14 protein-coding genes are annotated in these 12,801 nt (G+C 64.6%); 10 read left to right on the top strand and 4 right to left on the bottom strand.

Translation table 11 applies throughout. The annotated features are described in order from the left end of the window. Window positions 1–4 precede the first annotated feature (4 nt). Window positions 5–1,420, top strand: coding sequence for an MFS transporter (locus tag ACSAGD_RS13960; RefSeq protein ID WP_437583372.1), 1,416 nt, complete (start codon window positions 5–7; stop codon window positions 1,418–1,420). Between the two features lie 45 nt (window positions 1,421–1,465). Then, a complete protein-coding gene (locus tag ACSAGD_RS13955) occupies window positions 1,466–2,455 on the top strand; it encodes a nucleoside hydrolase (protein ID WP_437583370.1) in 990 nt (329 codons plus the stop codon). A gap of 291 nt (window positions 2,456–2,746) precedes the next feature. On the opposite strand, the gene ACSAGD_RS13950 is transcribed toward ACSAGD_RS13955, so the two are convergent. Next, window positions 2,747–3,277: an FtsW/RodA/SpoVE family cell cycle protein gene (locus ACSAGD_RS13950; protein WP_437583369.1), complete on the bottom strand. Its 531-nt coding sequence runs from the start codon at window positions 3,275–3,277 to the stop codon at window positions 2,747–2,749. On the opposite strand from ACSAGD_RS13950, the gene ACSAGD_RS13945 reads away from it, so the two are divergent. Then, the gene (locus tag ACSAGD_RS13945) at window positions 3,278–4,195 is read left to right on the top strand and encodes an LPXTG cell wall anchor domain-containing protein (protein ID WP_437583368.1); all 918 of its coding nucleotides are present in this window, start codon (window positions 3,278–3,280) and stop codon (window positions 4,193–4,195) included. 71 nt (window positions 4,196–4,266) lie between these two features. On the opposite strand, the gene ACSAGD_RS13940 is transcribed toward ACSAGD_RS13945, so the two are convergent. Beyond that, window positions 4,267–4,959: a GTP pyrophosphokinase gene (locus ACSAGD_RS13940; protein ID WP_437585180.1), complete on the bottom strand. Its 693-nt coding sequence runs from the start codon at window positions 4,957–4,959 to the stop codon at window positions 4,267–4,269. Window positions 4,960–5,181: 222 nt separating this feature from the next. Between ACSAGD_RS13940 and ACSAGD_RS13935 the strand changes: the two genes are divergently transcribed. The 3 genes from ACSAGD_RS13935 to ACSAGD_RS13925 are packed head-to-tail and all read left to right on the top strand — an operon-like array spanning window position 5,182 to window position 7,611. Then, complete coding sequence (locus ACSAGD_RS13935) at window positions 5,182–6,003, top strand: oxidoreductase (RefSeq protein WP_437583367.1); 822 nt, start codon at window positions 5,182–5,184, stop codon at window positions 6,001–6,003. A gap of 28 nt (window positions 6,004–6,031) precedes the next feature. Then, window positions 6,032–6,916, top strand: coding sequence for a helix-turn-helix domain-containing protein (locus ACSAGD_RS13930; protein ID WP_437583366.1), 885 nt, complete (start codon window positions 6,032–6,034; stop codon window positions 6,914–6,916). Between the two features lie 29 nt (window positions 6,917–6,945). Beyond that, on the top strand, window positions 6,946–7,611 hold the full coding sequence (locus ACSAGD_RS13925; protein WP_437583365.1) for an SDR family NAD(P)-dependent oxidoreductase: 666 nt from the start codon (window positions 6,946–6,948) through the stop codon (window positions 7,609–7,611). Window positions 7,612–7,644: 33 nt separating this feature from the next. Here the strand turns inward: ACSAGD_RS13925 and ACSAGD_RS13920 are convergent, their stop codons facing one another. After that, window positions 7,645–8,085, bottom strand: a complete 441-nt coding sequence (locus ACSAGD_RS13920; protein ID WP_437583364.1) for a VOC family protein — start codon at window positions 8,083–8,085, stop codon at window positions 7,645–7,647. Window positions 8,086–8,377: 292 nt separating this feature from the next. On the opposite strand from ACSAGD_RS13920, the gene ACSAGD_RS13915 reads away from it, so the two are divergent. From ACSAGD_RS13915 to ACSAGD_RS13905, 3 genes are all read left to right on the top strand, one after another. Next, complete coding sequence (locus ACSAGD_RS13915; protein ID WP_437585179.1) at window positions 8,378–8,602, top strand: helix-turn-helix domain-containing protein; 225 nt, start codon at window positions 8,378–8,380, stop codon at window positions 8,600–8,602. Continuing rightward, complete coding sequence (locus ACSAGD_RS13910; protein WP_437583363.1) at window positions 8,596–9,882, top strand: type II toxin-antitoxin system HipA family toxin; 1,287 nt, start codon at window positions 8,596–8,598, stop codon at window positions 9,880–9,882. Before ACSAGD_RS13915 ends, ACSAGD_RS13910 begins: the two co-directional genes overlap by 7 nt. 100 nt (window positions 9,883–9,982) lie before the next feature. Further along, complete coding sequence (locus ACSAGD_RS13905; protein WP_437583362.1) at window positions 9,983–10,717, top strand: DUF4190 domain-containing protein; 735 nt, start codon at window positions 9,983–9,985, stop codon at window positions 10,715–10,717. A 90-nt stretch (window positions 10,718–10,807) separates the two neighbouring features. On the opposite strand, the gene ACSAGD_RS13900 is transcribed toward ACSAGD_RS13905, so the two are convergent. Further along, window positions 10,808–11,428, bottom strand: a complete 621-nt coding sequence (locus tag ACSAGD_RS13900; RefSeq protein WP_437583361.1) for a TetR/AcrR family transcriptional regulator — start codon at window positions 11,426–11,428, stop codon at window positions 10,808–10,810. Between the two features lie 62 nt (window positions 11,429–11,490). Between ACSAGD_RS13900 and ACSAGD_RS13895 the strand changes: the two genes are divergently transcribed. Further along, window positions 11,491–12,798: an MFS transporter gene (locus tag ACSAGD_RS13895; protein WP_437583359.1), complete on the top strand. Its 1,308-nt coding sequence runs from the start codon at window positions 11,491–11,493 to the stop codon at window positions 12,796–12,798. Window positions 12,799–12,801 lie beyond the last annotated feature (3 nt).

The following is a 12,801-nucleotide window of genomic DNA, read 5'->3' as shown; positions in this document are numbered from 1 at the left end:
CTCGTTGTCTTCTACTCGTCTCGCGGCTGAGAGCGCCGCGGCATCCCCGTCTGACGGCAAACTTCACGGCGGACGCGCCATCGGCCTCGTCGCGACGCTGATCCTCGCCGTCGTCGCCTTCCAGCTGAACGCCAGCATGATCACGCCGGCTCTCCCGGACATGGCGCGCACGCTCAACGTCGACATCGACGCGGTCTCGCAGGTGTCCTCGCTGTTCTTCCTCGCCGGCGCCGTCGGCGGCGTTCTGCTCGCACGCTGGAGCGACTTCATCGGGCGCAAGCGCGGCCTGCTGATCGTGCTCGGCATCCTCTCCGTCGGCACAGTCCTGTGCCTCGTCGCGCCGAACCTGCAGATCCTGCTTATCGGGCGTGTGCTGCAGGGAGCATCGAGCGCGGCATTCCAACTCTCGTACGTGATTCTGAACGAGTCACTGACGAAGAAGATGTTCGGGACGATGCTGGGCGTGCTCACGGCGATCAACGGCGGTGTCGGCGGAGTCGACGGTTGGATCGGCGGTCTGCTCACCGACGCGTTCGGGTTCCGTTCGCTGTTCGTCGTGATCTTCGTCGTCGGCATTCTCGCACTCGTGTGCGTATGGATCGCCGCTCCGAAGGACACCGGCGCAGCGTCGTCCGGCTCGATGGACTGGTGGGGTGCCGGCGCACTGTCGCTCGGGCTCATCGGGCTCACATACTTCGTCTCCACGGGCGGTTCGCAGGGCTGGCTGGCCCCGCTCACCGTTGCGCTCTTCGTGGGAACGATCGCCGCGTTCGTCGCCTTCGTGTTCATCGAGAAGCGCCGCGCTACGCCGCTGATCGCGGTGCAGCACCTGAAGTCCCGCCAGGTCTGGCCTGTGATCGCAACGACCGTGCTCACCCTGTCGAGCGTCTTCGCGGTCATCAACTTCACGGTCGTCATGCTCAGTCAGAACACCGAGGTCGGCTTCGGCATGAACGCGGCGACCAGCGCGCTGATGTTCCTCGCCCCGCCCGCGATCATCGGTCTTGCCGCAGCGCCGTTCGCCGGATGGCTGGCCGCGCGGATCGGCTGGATCAGCATCCTCCGTGTCGGCCTGCTCATCTGCCTCGGTGCCCTCGTCGTGATCACGCTCTTCCCGCAGGTACAGTGGATCGTCTTCGCGATGATCGCGGTGCTCGGCGTCGCCTACAACGGCCTCGTGCTGACGACCGCAAACGGTCTGGGCGTGTTGCAGTCCCCGGTCGAGGCGCCGTCGGCGCTGCCGAGCATGAACAGTGCGGGCTTCGGCATCGGCGCGAGCCTCGGCATTGCGATCGTCGCCCCGTTCGTCGCGTCCGGAGGCATCGGCGGCTTCACGCTCGCTCTGTGGATCTCTGTCGCGATCACCGTTCTGGCCATCATCACGAGCTTCATTCTGAAGGCCGCGCCCAGCCAGGACTGAGCCTCAGTGCATCCGTTACCGCCCCTACCCGAGAGAAGGAACCCCATGCCACGCCCCGTCTACTTCGACTGCGACACCGGCATCGACGATTCGATGGCCCTCGCTTACCTGCTCGCATCTCCTGAGGTCGAGTTGGTCGGCATCGGCTCGGTGCACGGCAACGTCAGTGCGGCGCAGGGAGCAGGCAACACGCTTGCGCTGTTGCAACTCGCGGGGCGCGGCGATGTTCCCGTCGCGGTCGGCTGCGGTGACCCGCTCGTCGGCGAGTTCGCGGGTGGCGCACCGCACGTTCACGGATCGAACGGCATCGGTGAGATCGAGGTCGAGCTCGACGAGGCTGCACGGATGCCGGTGGCAGAGGATGCCGCTGACATGCTGCTCCGCCTCTCGAACGAGCATCCTGGTGAACTCGAGATCATCGCGGTCGGGCCGCTGACGAACCTCGCCGTCGCCCTGCAGCGCGACCCCTCGCTGCCGGAGCGCATCGTCCGCGTGACCGCGATGGGCGGCGCCGCTCTGGTGCCGGGCAACATCACGTGCGTGGCCGAGGCGAACATCGGCCACGACCCGGAGGCGGCGCAGGCCGTGGTGTCGGCGGCGTGGCCGGTGACGCTCGTTCCCCTCGACACGACGCTGGAGAACGTGCTCGAGGAGGCAGACCGCGAGAAGCTCTGCGCCTCGCGGCATCCTCTCACTCGTGCCGTCGGCGAGATGCTCGACTTCTATTTCGACTTCTACGTCGCGGAGTACGGACGACGCTGCAGTGCGCTGCACGATCCGCTGGCGGCCGCGCTCGCCGTGGGCGGAATGCGCCCGCGCGTTGCTCCCGCTGTTCCGGTCGAGGTCGATGTCACCGACGGACCGGGCCGCGGCCAAACCGTGTGCGATCTGCGCGGGCAGCGGCAGGGGCCGGTCGACCGTCCGGGTGCGAACGTGCGGGTTGTGCTTGCGACCGAGGGGCAGCTCGCCCCGCACATGGTCGAGCGGCTGCTGTCGTTCGAGACCGTTTCTCCAGGAGTGCACGCGGCAGTCTGAGCGCCCCGTGCCGTCACGCAGTCGGAAATTCTCGGGACACGCCGCCTCGGCAGCACGGTTCAGCGGCGTGCCGGCGAGATTTTCCGACTCGGTGAACCTTCGGAGGAGCGAGCGGCGGCCACCCGACAGAGACCGCCGCTCGCATGCGGGAGAGCGGTCTGCGGTCAACAGCGCGTGCCGCGGCAGACACTATTGACCGCAGAGTGCTCCTTCGCGACGGCATCCCTGGTGCGCCGTGGCGAGGGCCACGCGGGGCGGGTGACGAGGCGCGAGCAGGCAGCGCGCTGAGCATCACGCGGGGGAGGATGCCGCATCGCCGCGCTCCCGCATGATCGAGAGCGCAACGCCGAGCGCCGCCAGGATCGCGATGAGCGACGAACCGCCGGCAGACAGCAGCGGCAGCGGAACGCCGAGCACGGGAAGCATCCCGAGCACGACCGCGATGTTCACAAACGCTTGCCCGACGATCCAGACGAAGATGCCGCCGAGCACCGTCGTCGCGAACGGGTCGCCCGACCGCCCGAGGGCACGCGCCAACAGCGCGCCGACCAGCACGAATAGCAGCACGACGATTGTCGCCCCGATCAGGCCGAGCTCCTCGCCGATGATCGAGAAGATGAAGTCGTTGTTCGCCTCGGGCAGCCACCCCCATTTCATGAGGGAGTTGCCGATTCCGACACCGGTGACGCCGCCGTTCGCGAGGGCGTTCCAGCCGTGGACGGTCTGCCAGCACAGGTCGAGGTAGGCGTCGCTGTCGGCGCTGCACCCGGCGAGGTCGGCACGACGTTCGGCAACGGCACGGATCTGTCTGCGAACTTCCACGTGTACGGGTTCGAGTGGACTCCGACGCAGATGAATCTGTACCTCGACAACGAGCTGGTACAGACTATCGACGGCAGCCCCGACTATCCGATGCTCACCTTGCTGGGAATCTATGAGAAGTCGGATGCCGGGGCGTGGACGGGCCCCTTCGATGCGTCGATTCCGTACCCGAAGCAGTTCACGATCGACTATTTCCGGGCGTACCAGAAGATTCCGGAGAGCACATATACTCTCGAGGTCGATGATGGGGCGCTCTACGGCACAGCCAGATCGGCGACGATCGAAAACGCGACCGGCGGGCGCGCTGTCGGAGATCTGGGGCAGGGTGAGGAGAATCGGGTCGTTCTCGACGAGCTCTATGCTCCGACAGGTGGCGGCACTACGCTGACGCTGAGCTACGCGAGCGCGGAGGAACGCGACCTCACGTATCGCGTCAACGGCGGCGATGCGGTCACGACGACGCTGGCACCCACGGGCGGATGGACGACCTTCGGGACGGCTACGTTCGATGTTCAGCTGAACCAGGGCAACAACACGATCGAGTTCTGGAACGGAACAGGCTGGGCGCCCGACCTTGACACGTTGACTGTCGCGCCCTCTGAGGAGACGGAGCCGACCGAGCCGACCGATCCGACGGAACCCACGGACCCGACAGACCCGACGGACCCGGGTGACTCCGACACGGGAGCGACTGAGCCAGGTGGCTCTTCGACGCAGCCGGATGAATCGGGCGGTTCGACGAGCGGCGAGAGCGATTCGGGCATGGCGCAGGCAGACACGGTGGATGCTCGCACGGGGGAGCTCCCTCGAACCGGCGCCGAGCATACGCGCCTGTGGGTCACACTTTCTCTGGCGCTGGCCGCTCTGGGTGCTCTTGCTCTGATCATTTCGCGACGGCGACGGTCCGCCGAGAGGTGACGCCAGTGTGCGGGACGTCTGCGCGTCCCGCACACTCTGCGGCAGCCGCGGTGCTTATGTGCGTGTGCCTCTCAGCGGTTGCGGGCCATCTCCCACAGGCGCCGCAGCACCTCGTCGTCGAGTTCGGGAGCACCGTCGTCGGGAGAGTCTCCGTGAACCTCGGTGTGGAGCTGCTCCATTCGGCGGTCGAGGTGGTCGGCAGCATCCGCCGCTTCTTTCAACTCGGTCACGAGCCGCTCGGGAATATCGCCCTGATACTTGTATTGGATTTTGTGCTCGAGACTCGCCCAGAAATCCATCGCGATCGTGCGGATCTGCACCTCGCAGATCACCGGAACCGGTCCGCTTGAGAGAAACACGGGAATCTCGAGAATCGCGTGCAGGCTCTTGTATCCGGTCGGCTTGGGGTTCGCGATGTAGTCCTTGATCTTGATGACCCGCACGTCATTCTGCGACGTGAGCGTCTCGAGCACGCGATAGGTGTCGGCGATGAAGCTGCAGGTGATGCGGATGCCGGCGATGTCGGTGATCTGCTCGCGAATCGTTCCGAAGTCCGGCGTGACGCCGCGGCGGGCCATCTTCTCGAGCAGGCTCTGCGGCGACTTCACGCGCGAGCTGACGTGCTCGATGGGGTTGTACCGGTGAAGGTGCAGAAACTCCTCGCGCAGAATCGACACCTTGGTGAGCATCTCGTCGACCGCGAAGCGGTAGTGCATGAGAAAGCGCGGAAACTCGACGCGCATGCGCAACGCGAACTCCCGCATGTCATCGTCGAGACCATGGGATGCCAGGGAGCTCACGCATCCTCCTCACGCAACGCCGTCGATACCGCGAGTCTACGCTGGCCACGTCTCACCGGAACCGAGGGTGCAGCGCTCCTAGGTGCGGGAGGGCCTTCTTCGATGCCGCACGGGCCATCAGGCTTGAGGGAAAGCGCGCTGTGCATTCCCGCCCGCGCCCTGGCACTCCTGAGGAAAAGAGACGAAATGGCGAAGACCTGGCTGATCACCGGAGCCTCGAAGGGGCTCGGACGTGCGTTCGCAGAGTCGGCTGCTGCGCGGGGAGATCACGTGGCGGCGACGGCCCGAGATGTGTCGGGGCTCGACGGGTTTGCCGAGCGCAGCCCGGGCAGCATCGTGTTGCCGCTGGACGTCACCGATGAGGCGTCAGTGCGGAGTGCTGTCGCCGAAGCGGAGCGGCAGCTGGGGCCCCTCGACATTGTGGTGAACAACGCAGGGTATGGGCACTTCGGTGCCGTCGAAGAGATCACGGATGCCGAGCTGAACGCGCAGCTCGAGACGAACGTGCTTGGGCCGCTGCGCGTCATGCGTGCCGTCCTGCCACGTATGCGTGAGCGAGGTTGCGGTCACCTGATCCAGGTATCGTCGCTCGGCGGAATCGGCGCGTTCGCGAACCTCGGTGCGTACCATGCCTCGAAGTGGGCGCTTGAGGGGCTGAGCGAATCCCTCGCCGCAGAAGTGCGTCGCTTCGGCATCCATGTGACTCTCGTCGAGCCGGGAGGGTACGACACGGACTGGGCGGGACGCTCGGCGAGGAGGAGTGCTCCGATCACGGCGTACAACAGCATGCGGGATGAGGCGGCGGCTCGGCGATCGGGCCAGAGGCCGGGAGACCCGCGCGCTGCAGCAGAGGCGCTGCGTGAGATCGTCGATGCCGACGAGCCGCCCCTGCGAGTTCTGTTCGGTGCCGGGGTGTTCGACGCCGTGAACGGAATCTACGAGCGCCGAATCGATGAATGGGCGCGGTGGGCGAGTGTCTCCGCCCGTGCTCAGGGAGCACCACTCTGAACACAGCGGCGATGACGATGGAGGTTACATGACGGCGATCGCGAGTATCGACCTCGTGACGGTGGAACGCTGGGCGTACAGTTCAGGTATGGCTGGCGGTCACCTTGGCGAGTACCTGCGCGCGCGGCATGGCCAGGTCGCTCCGGAGCAGGTCGGGTTGCCATCGACCGGAAACCGACGCGTATCGGGGCTGCGGCGTGAAGAGATCGCGACCACGGCCGGCGTGAGTGTCGACTACTACACGCGGCTCGAGCAGGGTCGTGAGCGGCATCCCTCTGTGCAGGTTCTCTCGTCTCTCGCCACGGTGCTGCAGCTGGATCATGGCGCGCGCCTGCACCTGTTTCGGCTCGCGGGGCTGTCACCGACCACGGATATGGGCTCGCGCTCGGAGGCGGCGGCGCCCGAACTGCGTGCTCTGATGGACCTCTGGAGCGAGACGCCCGCCTTCGTGCTCGGTCACGCCTATGACATCCTGGCCTGCAACGCGCTCGCGCTGGAGCTGTTCGTCGGGTTCCGCGAGCATCCGAACCTGCTTGAGCACCTGTTTCTCGACCCCGGCGCTCGCACGTTCTACGCGGATTGGGAGCGCGTCGCGGCGTACACGGTCGCGGGGTTCCGCATTCAATACGGGGCTTCCCCCGGTGACGAGCGCATCGCCGAGGTGCTGCGGGTGATGAGTGAGCGCAGCAGCGACTTCGCCGAGATGTGGGCGCGGCATGAAGCGCGTGGCGCTCGGCTGGAGCAGAAGACGTTTCGGCACCCTGAGGTAGGCGAGCTGACGCTGCGCATCAACGCGTTCGATGTGAAGGCGGCGCCCGGGCAGGAGCTCGTCGTCTACCACGCGGATGCCGGGTCCCCGAGCGCCGAGGCGCTCGCCGCCGTGCGCAGGCGCGCGGCCTCTGTCGGCCACTGAATATCGTGCACTTTCCGGAGGAACACCGCATGGAGCATCCGATCACCACGATCATCGTCGGAGCAGGAGAGGGCATCGGCCTGTCCGTCGCACGCCGATTCGGCCGGTCAGGTGGAAAGGTGGGTCTCGTCTCACGATCTGCGCCGAACCTTGTGTGGCTCGCCGAGGTGCTGACCGCCGACGGCATCCAGGTCGAATGGGCGGATGCCGATGCCACTCGGCCGGATGAGCTTCGCGCTGCGCTGATGACGCTCATCGGACGGCTCGGCGGGGTCGACGTGCTGTGCTTCAGTCCGCTTCCGGATGTCGACCTCATCAGACCGGTGCTCGAGACCAGCGGCGACGATTTCGCCCGCGCGCTGTCACTGAGCGTGTCGGGCGCGGCTGAAGCGGTCGCAGCGGTCGCGCCGGTGATGATCGAGCAGGGGAGCGGAAGCATCCTCTTCACAACCGGAAGCGGCGCACTCCGACCGACGCCCGAACGCGCTGCGAGCGCCGTCGCGACCGCTGCGGAGACGGCGTACATCGGCATCCTTCACCGTGAACTCGCGCCGCGGAGCATTCGCGTCGCGCACCTCGTGATCGTCGGCGCTGTCGGTCCGGGCAAGAAGCACGAGCCGGATGCCGTCGCGGACGCGCTCTGGTCGCTTCACGCGCGTGGTGCGGCCGACGTCGTCACAGTCATGGACGATTGATGCACCGCGTTGTCGCCGAGTGACGCGAGATGCTCAGGCGACGTCGAACTCGTTTCCCTCGGGGTCGCGCATCGCGATGGCGTAGTGGTCGAGTCCTTCGGTTTCGAGGATGCGTATGACGGATGCTCCCAGGGCGGTGAGCCGCGCGGCTTCGTCGTCGATCCGCTGACGTCGATCAGACATCGGAACCGAGCGGCCACCGCTGGCATTCACATCGAAGTGGAGTCGATTCTTGATCGTCTTTGGTTCGGGAACGATCTGGAACCAGATGCGCGGGCCGTGTCCTTCCGGATCGATGATCGAGTCGAAGCCGCAGCCCAGTTCGTCTTCGGGCACGCCGACGCTGCGCCAGTAGGCGTTCCAATCGTCGAATCCTTCCGGCGCGGGCTCGAGCGAGTAGTGCAGCGCTTCGGCCCAGAACCGTGCCATGCGCTCCGGGTCGGCGCAGTCGACTGTGATCTGAAAACGCACCATTGCGATCTCCGCTTCTTCGGCGAGATGATGCGGCAAGCGTAGTTGAGTGTTCACTCGCGCCGCTACCTGTACCCAAAGGTGGGGTGCTGCTCATCGAGATGGGTACTGCGGCCTGAGCATCCTCTCTCGGCGTCAGCGACCGGACTGAGCGGGACTGGCTGAGGCCGACATCGTCACCGTCATAGTGGCTGATGAGCGACCTTGTCGCCGAACGACGACAAGGGTAGAATGTCGTCGTTCGGCGACAAATCTACTTGTCGCCGAACGACGACATAGTTGTACGGAGGCCGTGATGCTCACAATGCGCGAGGCTGCTGCAGCAGTGCGTGATCTTCGCGAGCAGCGAGGGTGGACTCAAAGCGTTCTGGCTGACCGTGCGCGAGTGTCGAGATCATTCGTGGCAGACGTTGAGGCCGGTAAGCCGACGACGGAAGCACAAAAGCTGTTTGACGTCTTCCAAGCGCTTGGGTTCGAGGTTGCGCTGCGATCACTTGATGATGGGGAAACCCGATGGTGACCGAGCGTTCTCTTGACGTGTACCTTGACGGTCGACTCGTTGGCGCGCTCACGCAATCGCTTGGCGGTAACGTTTCGTTCACTTATAGTGCGGACTATCAGGCGTCAGAGGCTCCGACGCCGTTGTCTCTGTCGATGCCTTTGGCGGCACGCCGTCATCCTAAGCGCGTCGTCGTACCTTGGCTGCAAGGGCTGCTTCCCGACAACTCCGACGCGCTTGCTGGAATCGCACGGCGGTTCAGAGTGTCCGCGAATAATCCATTCGCTCTGTTAGAACACGTTGGTCGGGATGCTGCTGGTGCTGTGCAGATCGTTCCGTCTGGTGACGTGGCGACTGATGCGGGCAGTCGAGAGCTGGTCACGCCAATGAGCGACGACCAGCTCTCGAGAATTCTCGGCGAGGTCGTTATGGAATACACCGAGGGAGTGGCGTATCCGACTGTGACGGGACGGTTTAGTCTCGCCGGTGCCCAACCTAAGGTTGCGCTGCATCGGTTGGAGGACGGGACCTGGGGAGTTCCTGAAGATGCGACGCCAACCACGCATATTCTGAAACCGGTAGTCGGAGAGTTGCGCCGACTGGACGTCGTTGAGCAGTTGACGATGCGCGCGGCGGCGCATCTGGGCATCAGAGTGGCTCGTACCGAGATCATGACAATCGGGGACTGGGATGTTCTCGTCAGCGAAAGATATGACAGGCGTGCAACACCTGAGGGATGGAGACGCCTGCATCAAGAGGATCTTTGTCAGGCTCTCTCCGTGTCGCCCGACAAGAAATATCAGCACCTACATGGAGGTCCCGGGCTCGGCCAAGTGAGCGCTCTTCTTAGGTCATTGCCGGTGGCCGACGACCGACAGCGTGCTGGACATGCCTTCTACAGAGCTTTCGTCTTCAACGTCGTTGCAGGGTGTACAGACGCTCACGCGAAGAACTATGCCCTGATGCTCAGTGGGCAATCTGTTGAACTGGCACCTCTCTATGATCTTCTGACGTACGCAGGTTATTGGGACGGCGTTAGTCGGCTGGAAAGCGCGATGAGTGTCGACTCGGAGTACGCGCTTGACCGAATTTCACACACGTCGCTTGTCCAGGTCGGTCGTCGGTTCGGGGTTTCCGACGCGGAATCTGAAGAGATCGTCCACTCGACGCGTCAGGGATTGGTTGACGCTTTCTTGAAAGCTCGTGATGAACTTACGGTGAAGGTCACATCGGCCACGAGTATGGCGGATGCTGTTGTGAGTGGAGTGAAGCAGCTCCCCCTTGTTTATGGGGCTGTCTGAACATAACGGGCTAACGACCTGTACCCAAAGGTGGGGTGAAAAGTGCGTGGTGGTGCGAGAAACGACCAGAAGGGCGCTTGGAGTGTGACATTTTTGACGTATGACTATGCCTCCTGCTGCGCCTCAGCCGGCGCCGTACGCCCCGACCGGAACCCAGCCTCCCGTTCAGAGGTCCAACAACGGACTCGGGCTTGCCGCGCTGATCGTCGGAATCGTCGCCTTCGTCGGCGCGTTCATCCCCTTCGTCAACTACGTCTCCGGGTTTCTCGCGCTCGTCGGTCTCGTGCTCGGCATCATCGCGCTGTGCTTGAAGAACAAGAAGAAGGGCATGGCCACAGCCGGAACAGTGGTCTCTGGCCTCGCAATGATCCTCTCGATCGTCATGGCGCTCGTCTACACGGCGGCGTTCGCGTCGGCGGTCAGCGACTCGATCGACGAGTCCCTGCAGGAGAGCATCGAATCGGCGGCCCCGGAGGAGTCCGTGGAGGAAGACGCACCGGCTGACGAGGAGGCCGCAGCCGACGAGGTCATTGTTGTCTACGAGGTAACGGGCGAGTCTCAGGACGCCTCGATCACGTACTCCACGTACAACGATGGTTCGTATGGAACTGAGCAGGCGAACGGCACTGCGCTCCCGTTCTCAAAGGAAATCACGGTCAAAGCAGGTGGAGACTTTGACTGGTCGAGCTACACCCTGATCGCGATGAACGGTTACGAGGACGAAGGTGAGATCACCTGCTCGATCACGGTCGATGGAGAGGTCGTCTCCGAGCAGACCTCCTCTGGATCGTTTGCAACCGCGACCTGTTCGATGAGCTCATTCGGAAACGACTGACACCTATCTGCGCGACGCATCGACGTCGTCGAACGGAGGATGCCGGGGCGCTATGTGCCCCGGCATCCTCCTTTGAGTGTGATTGAGAAGTCACCCTGAGGGGTCATCGCGATTCGACGTACCCGAGCCGAGGGCGGTGTTGAAGATCGTGAAGAGCGTTTCGAGGGCCGCGGTCATGTCGACGCTGGGGTCCAGGAGCCAGCGCTGCTGCAGGCCGTCGGTCGCCGCCAGCACGATGAGGGCGACGAGTGACGGGTCGACATCGCCGCGCAGATCGTCGCTGAGCGCGGCATCCACCGTCGCTGCAATGCGGTCACCAATCGTCTTCTCGCGCTGCAGGAAGAAGTCGTGGGCAGGATGCTCCGGGTTCGCGGCCTCGACAGAGAGGCGTGCGAACAGCTCGACCAGCCCCGGGATGCGCGTGTTGCGCTCGACTACGCTGAGGTAGGCGCGCTCCATCTCGCCGAGGTCTGCGGCCGGCTTCTCGAACTGCGAGCCATCGAGCTCATCACGCAGACGCAGCACCTCAGTGAAGAGGTTCTCCTTCGTGCCGAAGTGGTGCAGCAGCCCCGTCTTGCTGATTCCAGCCACCTCGGCGATGCGAGTGACGGATGCCGCGCCGTAGCCCTCCGCGTCGATCACCGCCAGGGCCTGTCGGAGAATCTCGTCTCGACGAGCGGCACTCTTCGCATACGAGCCCCGTTTTGCCATGCTTCAAGTAAACCTGACAATTGCAGAAATCAAAACAGACTGGCAGACTGTTTTCACAGCGCGTGAACATCGAGAAGCGAGTGCACATGTCGAAGACGACATCGCCCGAAGGGCCGGAGGAGATCCTCGACGGGTCATACACCGGTCCCGTCACAGTGCGTGGTCGTCTGCTGCGACTGCTGCTGTGGCTCGCGCCGACCTACGGGGCGATGTATGTCATCTGGGGTGCGGTTCCCGGCATCCTTCTCGCGCTTCAGGTCGAGCACCTCGACCCGGCGAGTAAAGTCGCGAACCTCGCCATCGTCACAACCATCGGCGCGGTGGTCTCGATGCTCGCGCAGCCGGTCGCCGGGCTGCTCTCGGACCGAACGCGGTCGATCTTCGGGCGCCGCGCACCGTGGATGATCATCGGCAGCGTCGTCGGCGGAGCCCTGCTGATTCTGCTCGGCCTCCAACACACGCTCGCCGGCATCGCGGTGCTGTGGGCGGCGGTCTCGATCGCATACAACTTCGCGCAGGCGCCGATGACCGCCATCATGCCGGATCGCATTCCGCACCTGGCGCGCGGTAGCTTCTCAGCGCTGAGCGGACTCGGAACCCTCGTCGGCATTCTCGGCGGGCAGTTCTTCGGGGCATCCATGAGTGCGGTCATTCCCCTCGCGTACGTCATTCTCGCCGTGCTGCACCTCGGCATGTTCACCCTCTTCACCGCGATGAACCGCGACCGCTCGAGTGCGACGCTCACACCGGAGCCCTTCGCGTGGCGCAGATTCCTGCTGACGTTCTGGGTGAACCCCGTGCGCCACCCCGACTTCTTCTGGGGATTCACCGGTCGGTTTCTGCTGAACTTGGCGTACTACCTCGTCGCGGGCGGGTACCTGCTCTACATTCTCTCGGACTACATCGGGCTCGGAACCGTGGCCGCGACCGCCATGGTCCCGCTCGTCGCAGTCGCCAGTGCTCCGGGCGGAGTCATCGCAACCGTGCTCGCCGGCCCGCTCTCGGACCGGTTTCGTCGGCGCAAGATCTTCATCGTCGTCTCGGGCCTGGCGTTCGCGGGTGCGATGGGAGTTCTGCTGGTAGTGCCGACGACAACCGGGGTGATCGTCGCCTTCGCGGTCGGCGGGCTCGCGTACGGCGTCTTCCAGTCGGTCGACTCAGTGCTGATGTCGGAGGTGCTGCCGAGTGCGAGCTCGTTCGGCAAAGACCTCGGCATCGTCAACATGGCGATCACCCTGCCGCAGAGCGTCGCGCCCGCGCTCGCGGGAGTGATCGTGCTCATCGCCGGCTACGTCTGGCTGTTTCCGGCCGCCATGGCGCTGTGCGTTCTGGGCGCGCTCGCCGTGCTTCCGATCCGATCCGTGCGGTGATCC

Source organism: Paramicrobacterium salitolerans (assembly GCF_051513965.1).
GTDB lineage: Bacteria > Actinomycetota > Actinomycetes > Actinomycetales > Microbacteriaceae > Paramicrobacterium.
The sequence above is the reverse complement of the archived record's forward strand: the minus strand, read 5'-3'. Positions and strand labels throughout refer to the sequence as shown.

Excerpts from the sequence above, each read along its gene's own strand:
- ACSAGD_RS13925 (WP_437583365.1), top strand. The coding sequence starts at position 6,946 with ATGGAGCATCCGATCACCACGATCATCGTCGGAGCAGGAGAGGGCATC.
- ACSAGD_RS13955 (WP_437583370.1), top strand. The coding sequence starts at position 1,466 with ATGCCACGCCCCGTCTACTTCGACTGCGACACCGGCATCGACGATTCG.
- ACSAGD_RS13940 (WP_437585180.1), bottom strand. The coding sequence starts at position 4,959 with ATGCGGGAGTTCGCGTTGCGCATGCGCGTCGAGTTTCCGCGCTTTCTC.
- ACSAGD_RS13920 (WP_437583364.1), bottom strand. The coding sequence starts at position 8,085 with ATGGTGCGTTTTCAGATCACAGTCGACTGCGCCGACCCGGAGCGCATG.
- ACSAGD_RS13915 (WP_437585179.1), top strand. The coding sequence starts at position 8,378 with ATGCTCACAATGCGCGAGGCTGCTGCAGCAGTGCGTGATCTTCGCGAG.
- ACSAGD_RS13930 (WP_437583366.1), top strand. The coding sequence starts at position 6,032 with ATGACGGCGATCGCGAGTATCGACCTCGTGACGGTGGAACGCTGGGCG.
- ACSAGD_RS13905 (WP_437583362.1), top strand. The coding sequence starts at position 9,983 with ATGACTATGCCTCCTGCTGCGCCTCAGCCGGCGCCGTACGCCCCGACC.
- ACSAGD_RS13935 (WP_437583367.1), top strand. The coding sequence starts at position 5,182 with ATGGCGAAGACCTGGCTGATCACCGGAGCCTCGAAGGGGCTCGGACGT.
- ACSAGD_RS13900 (WP_437583361.1), bottom strand. The coding sequence starts at position 11,428 with ATGGCAAAACGGGGCTCGTATGCGAAGAGTGCCGCTCGTCGAGACGAG.
- ACSAGD_RS13910 (WP_437583363.1), top strand. The coding sequence starts at position 8,596 with ATGGTGACCGAGCGTTCTCTTGACGTGTACCTTGACGGTCGACTCGTT.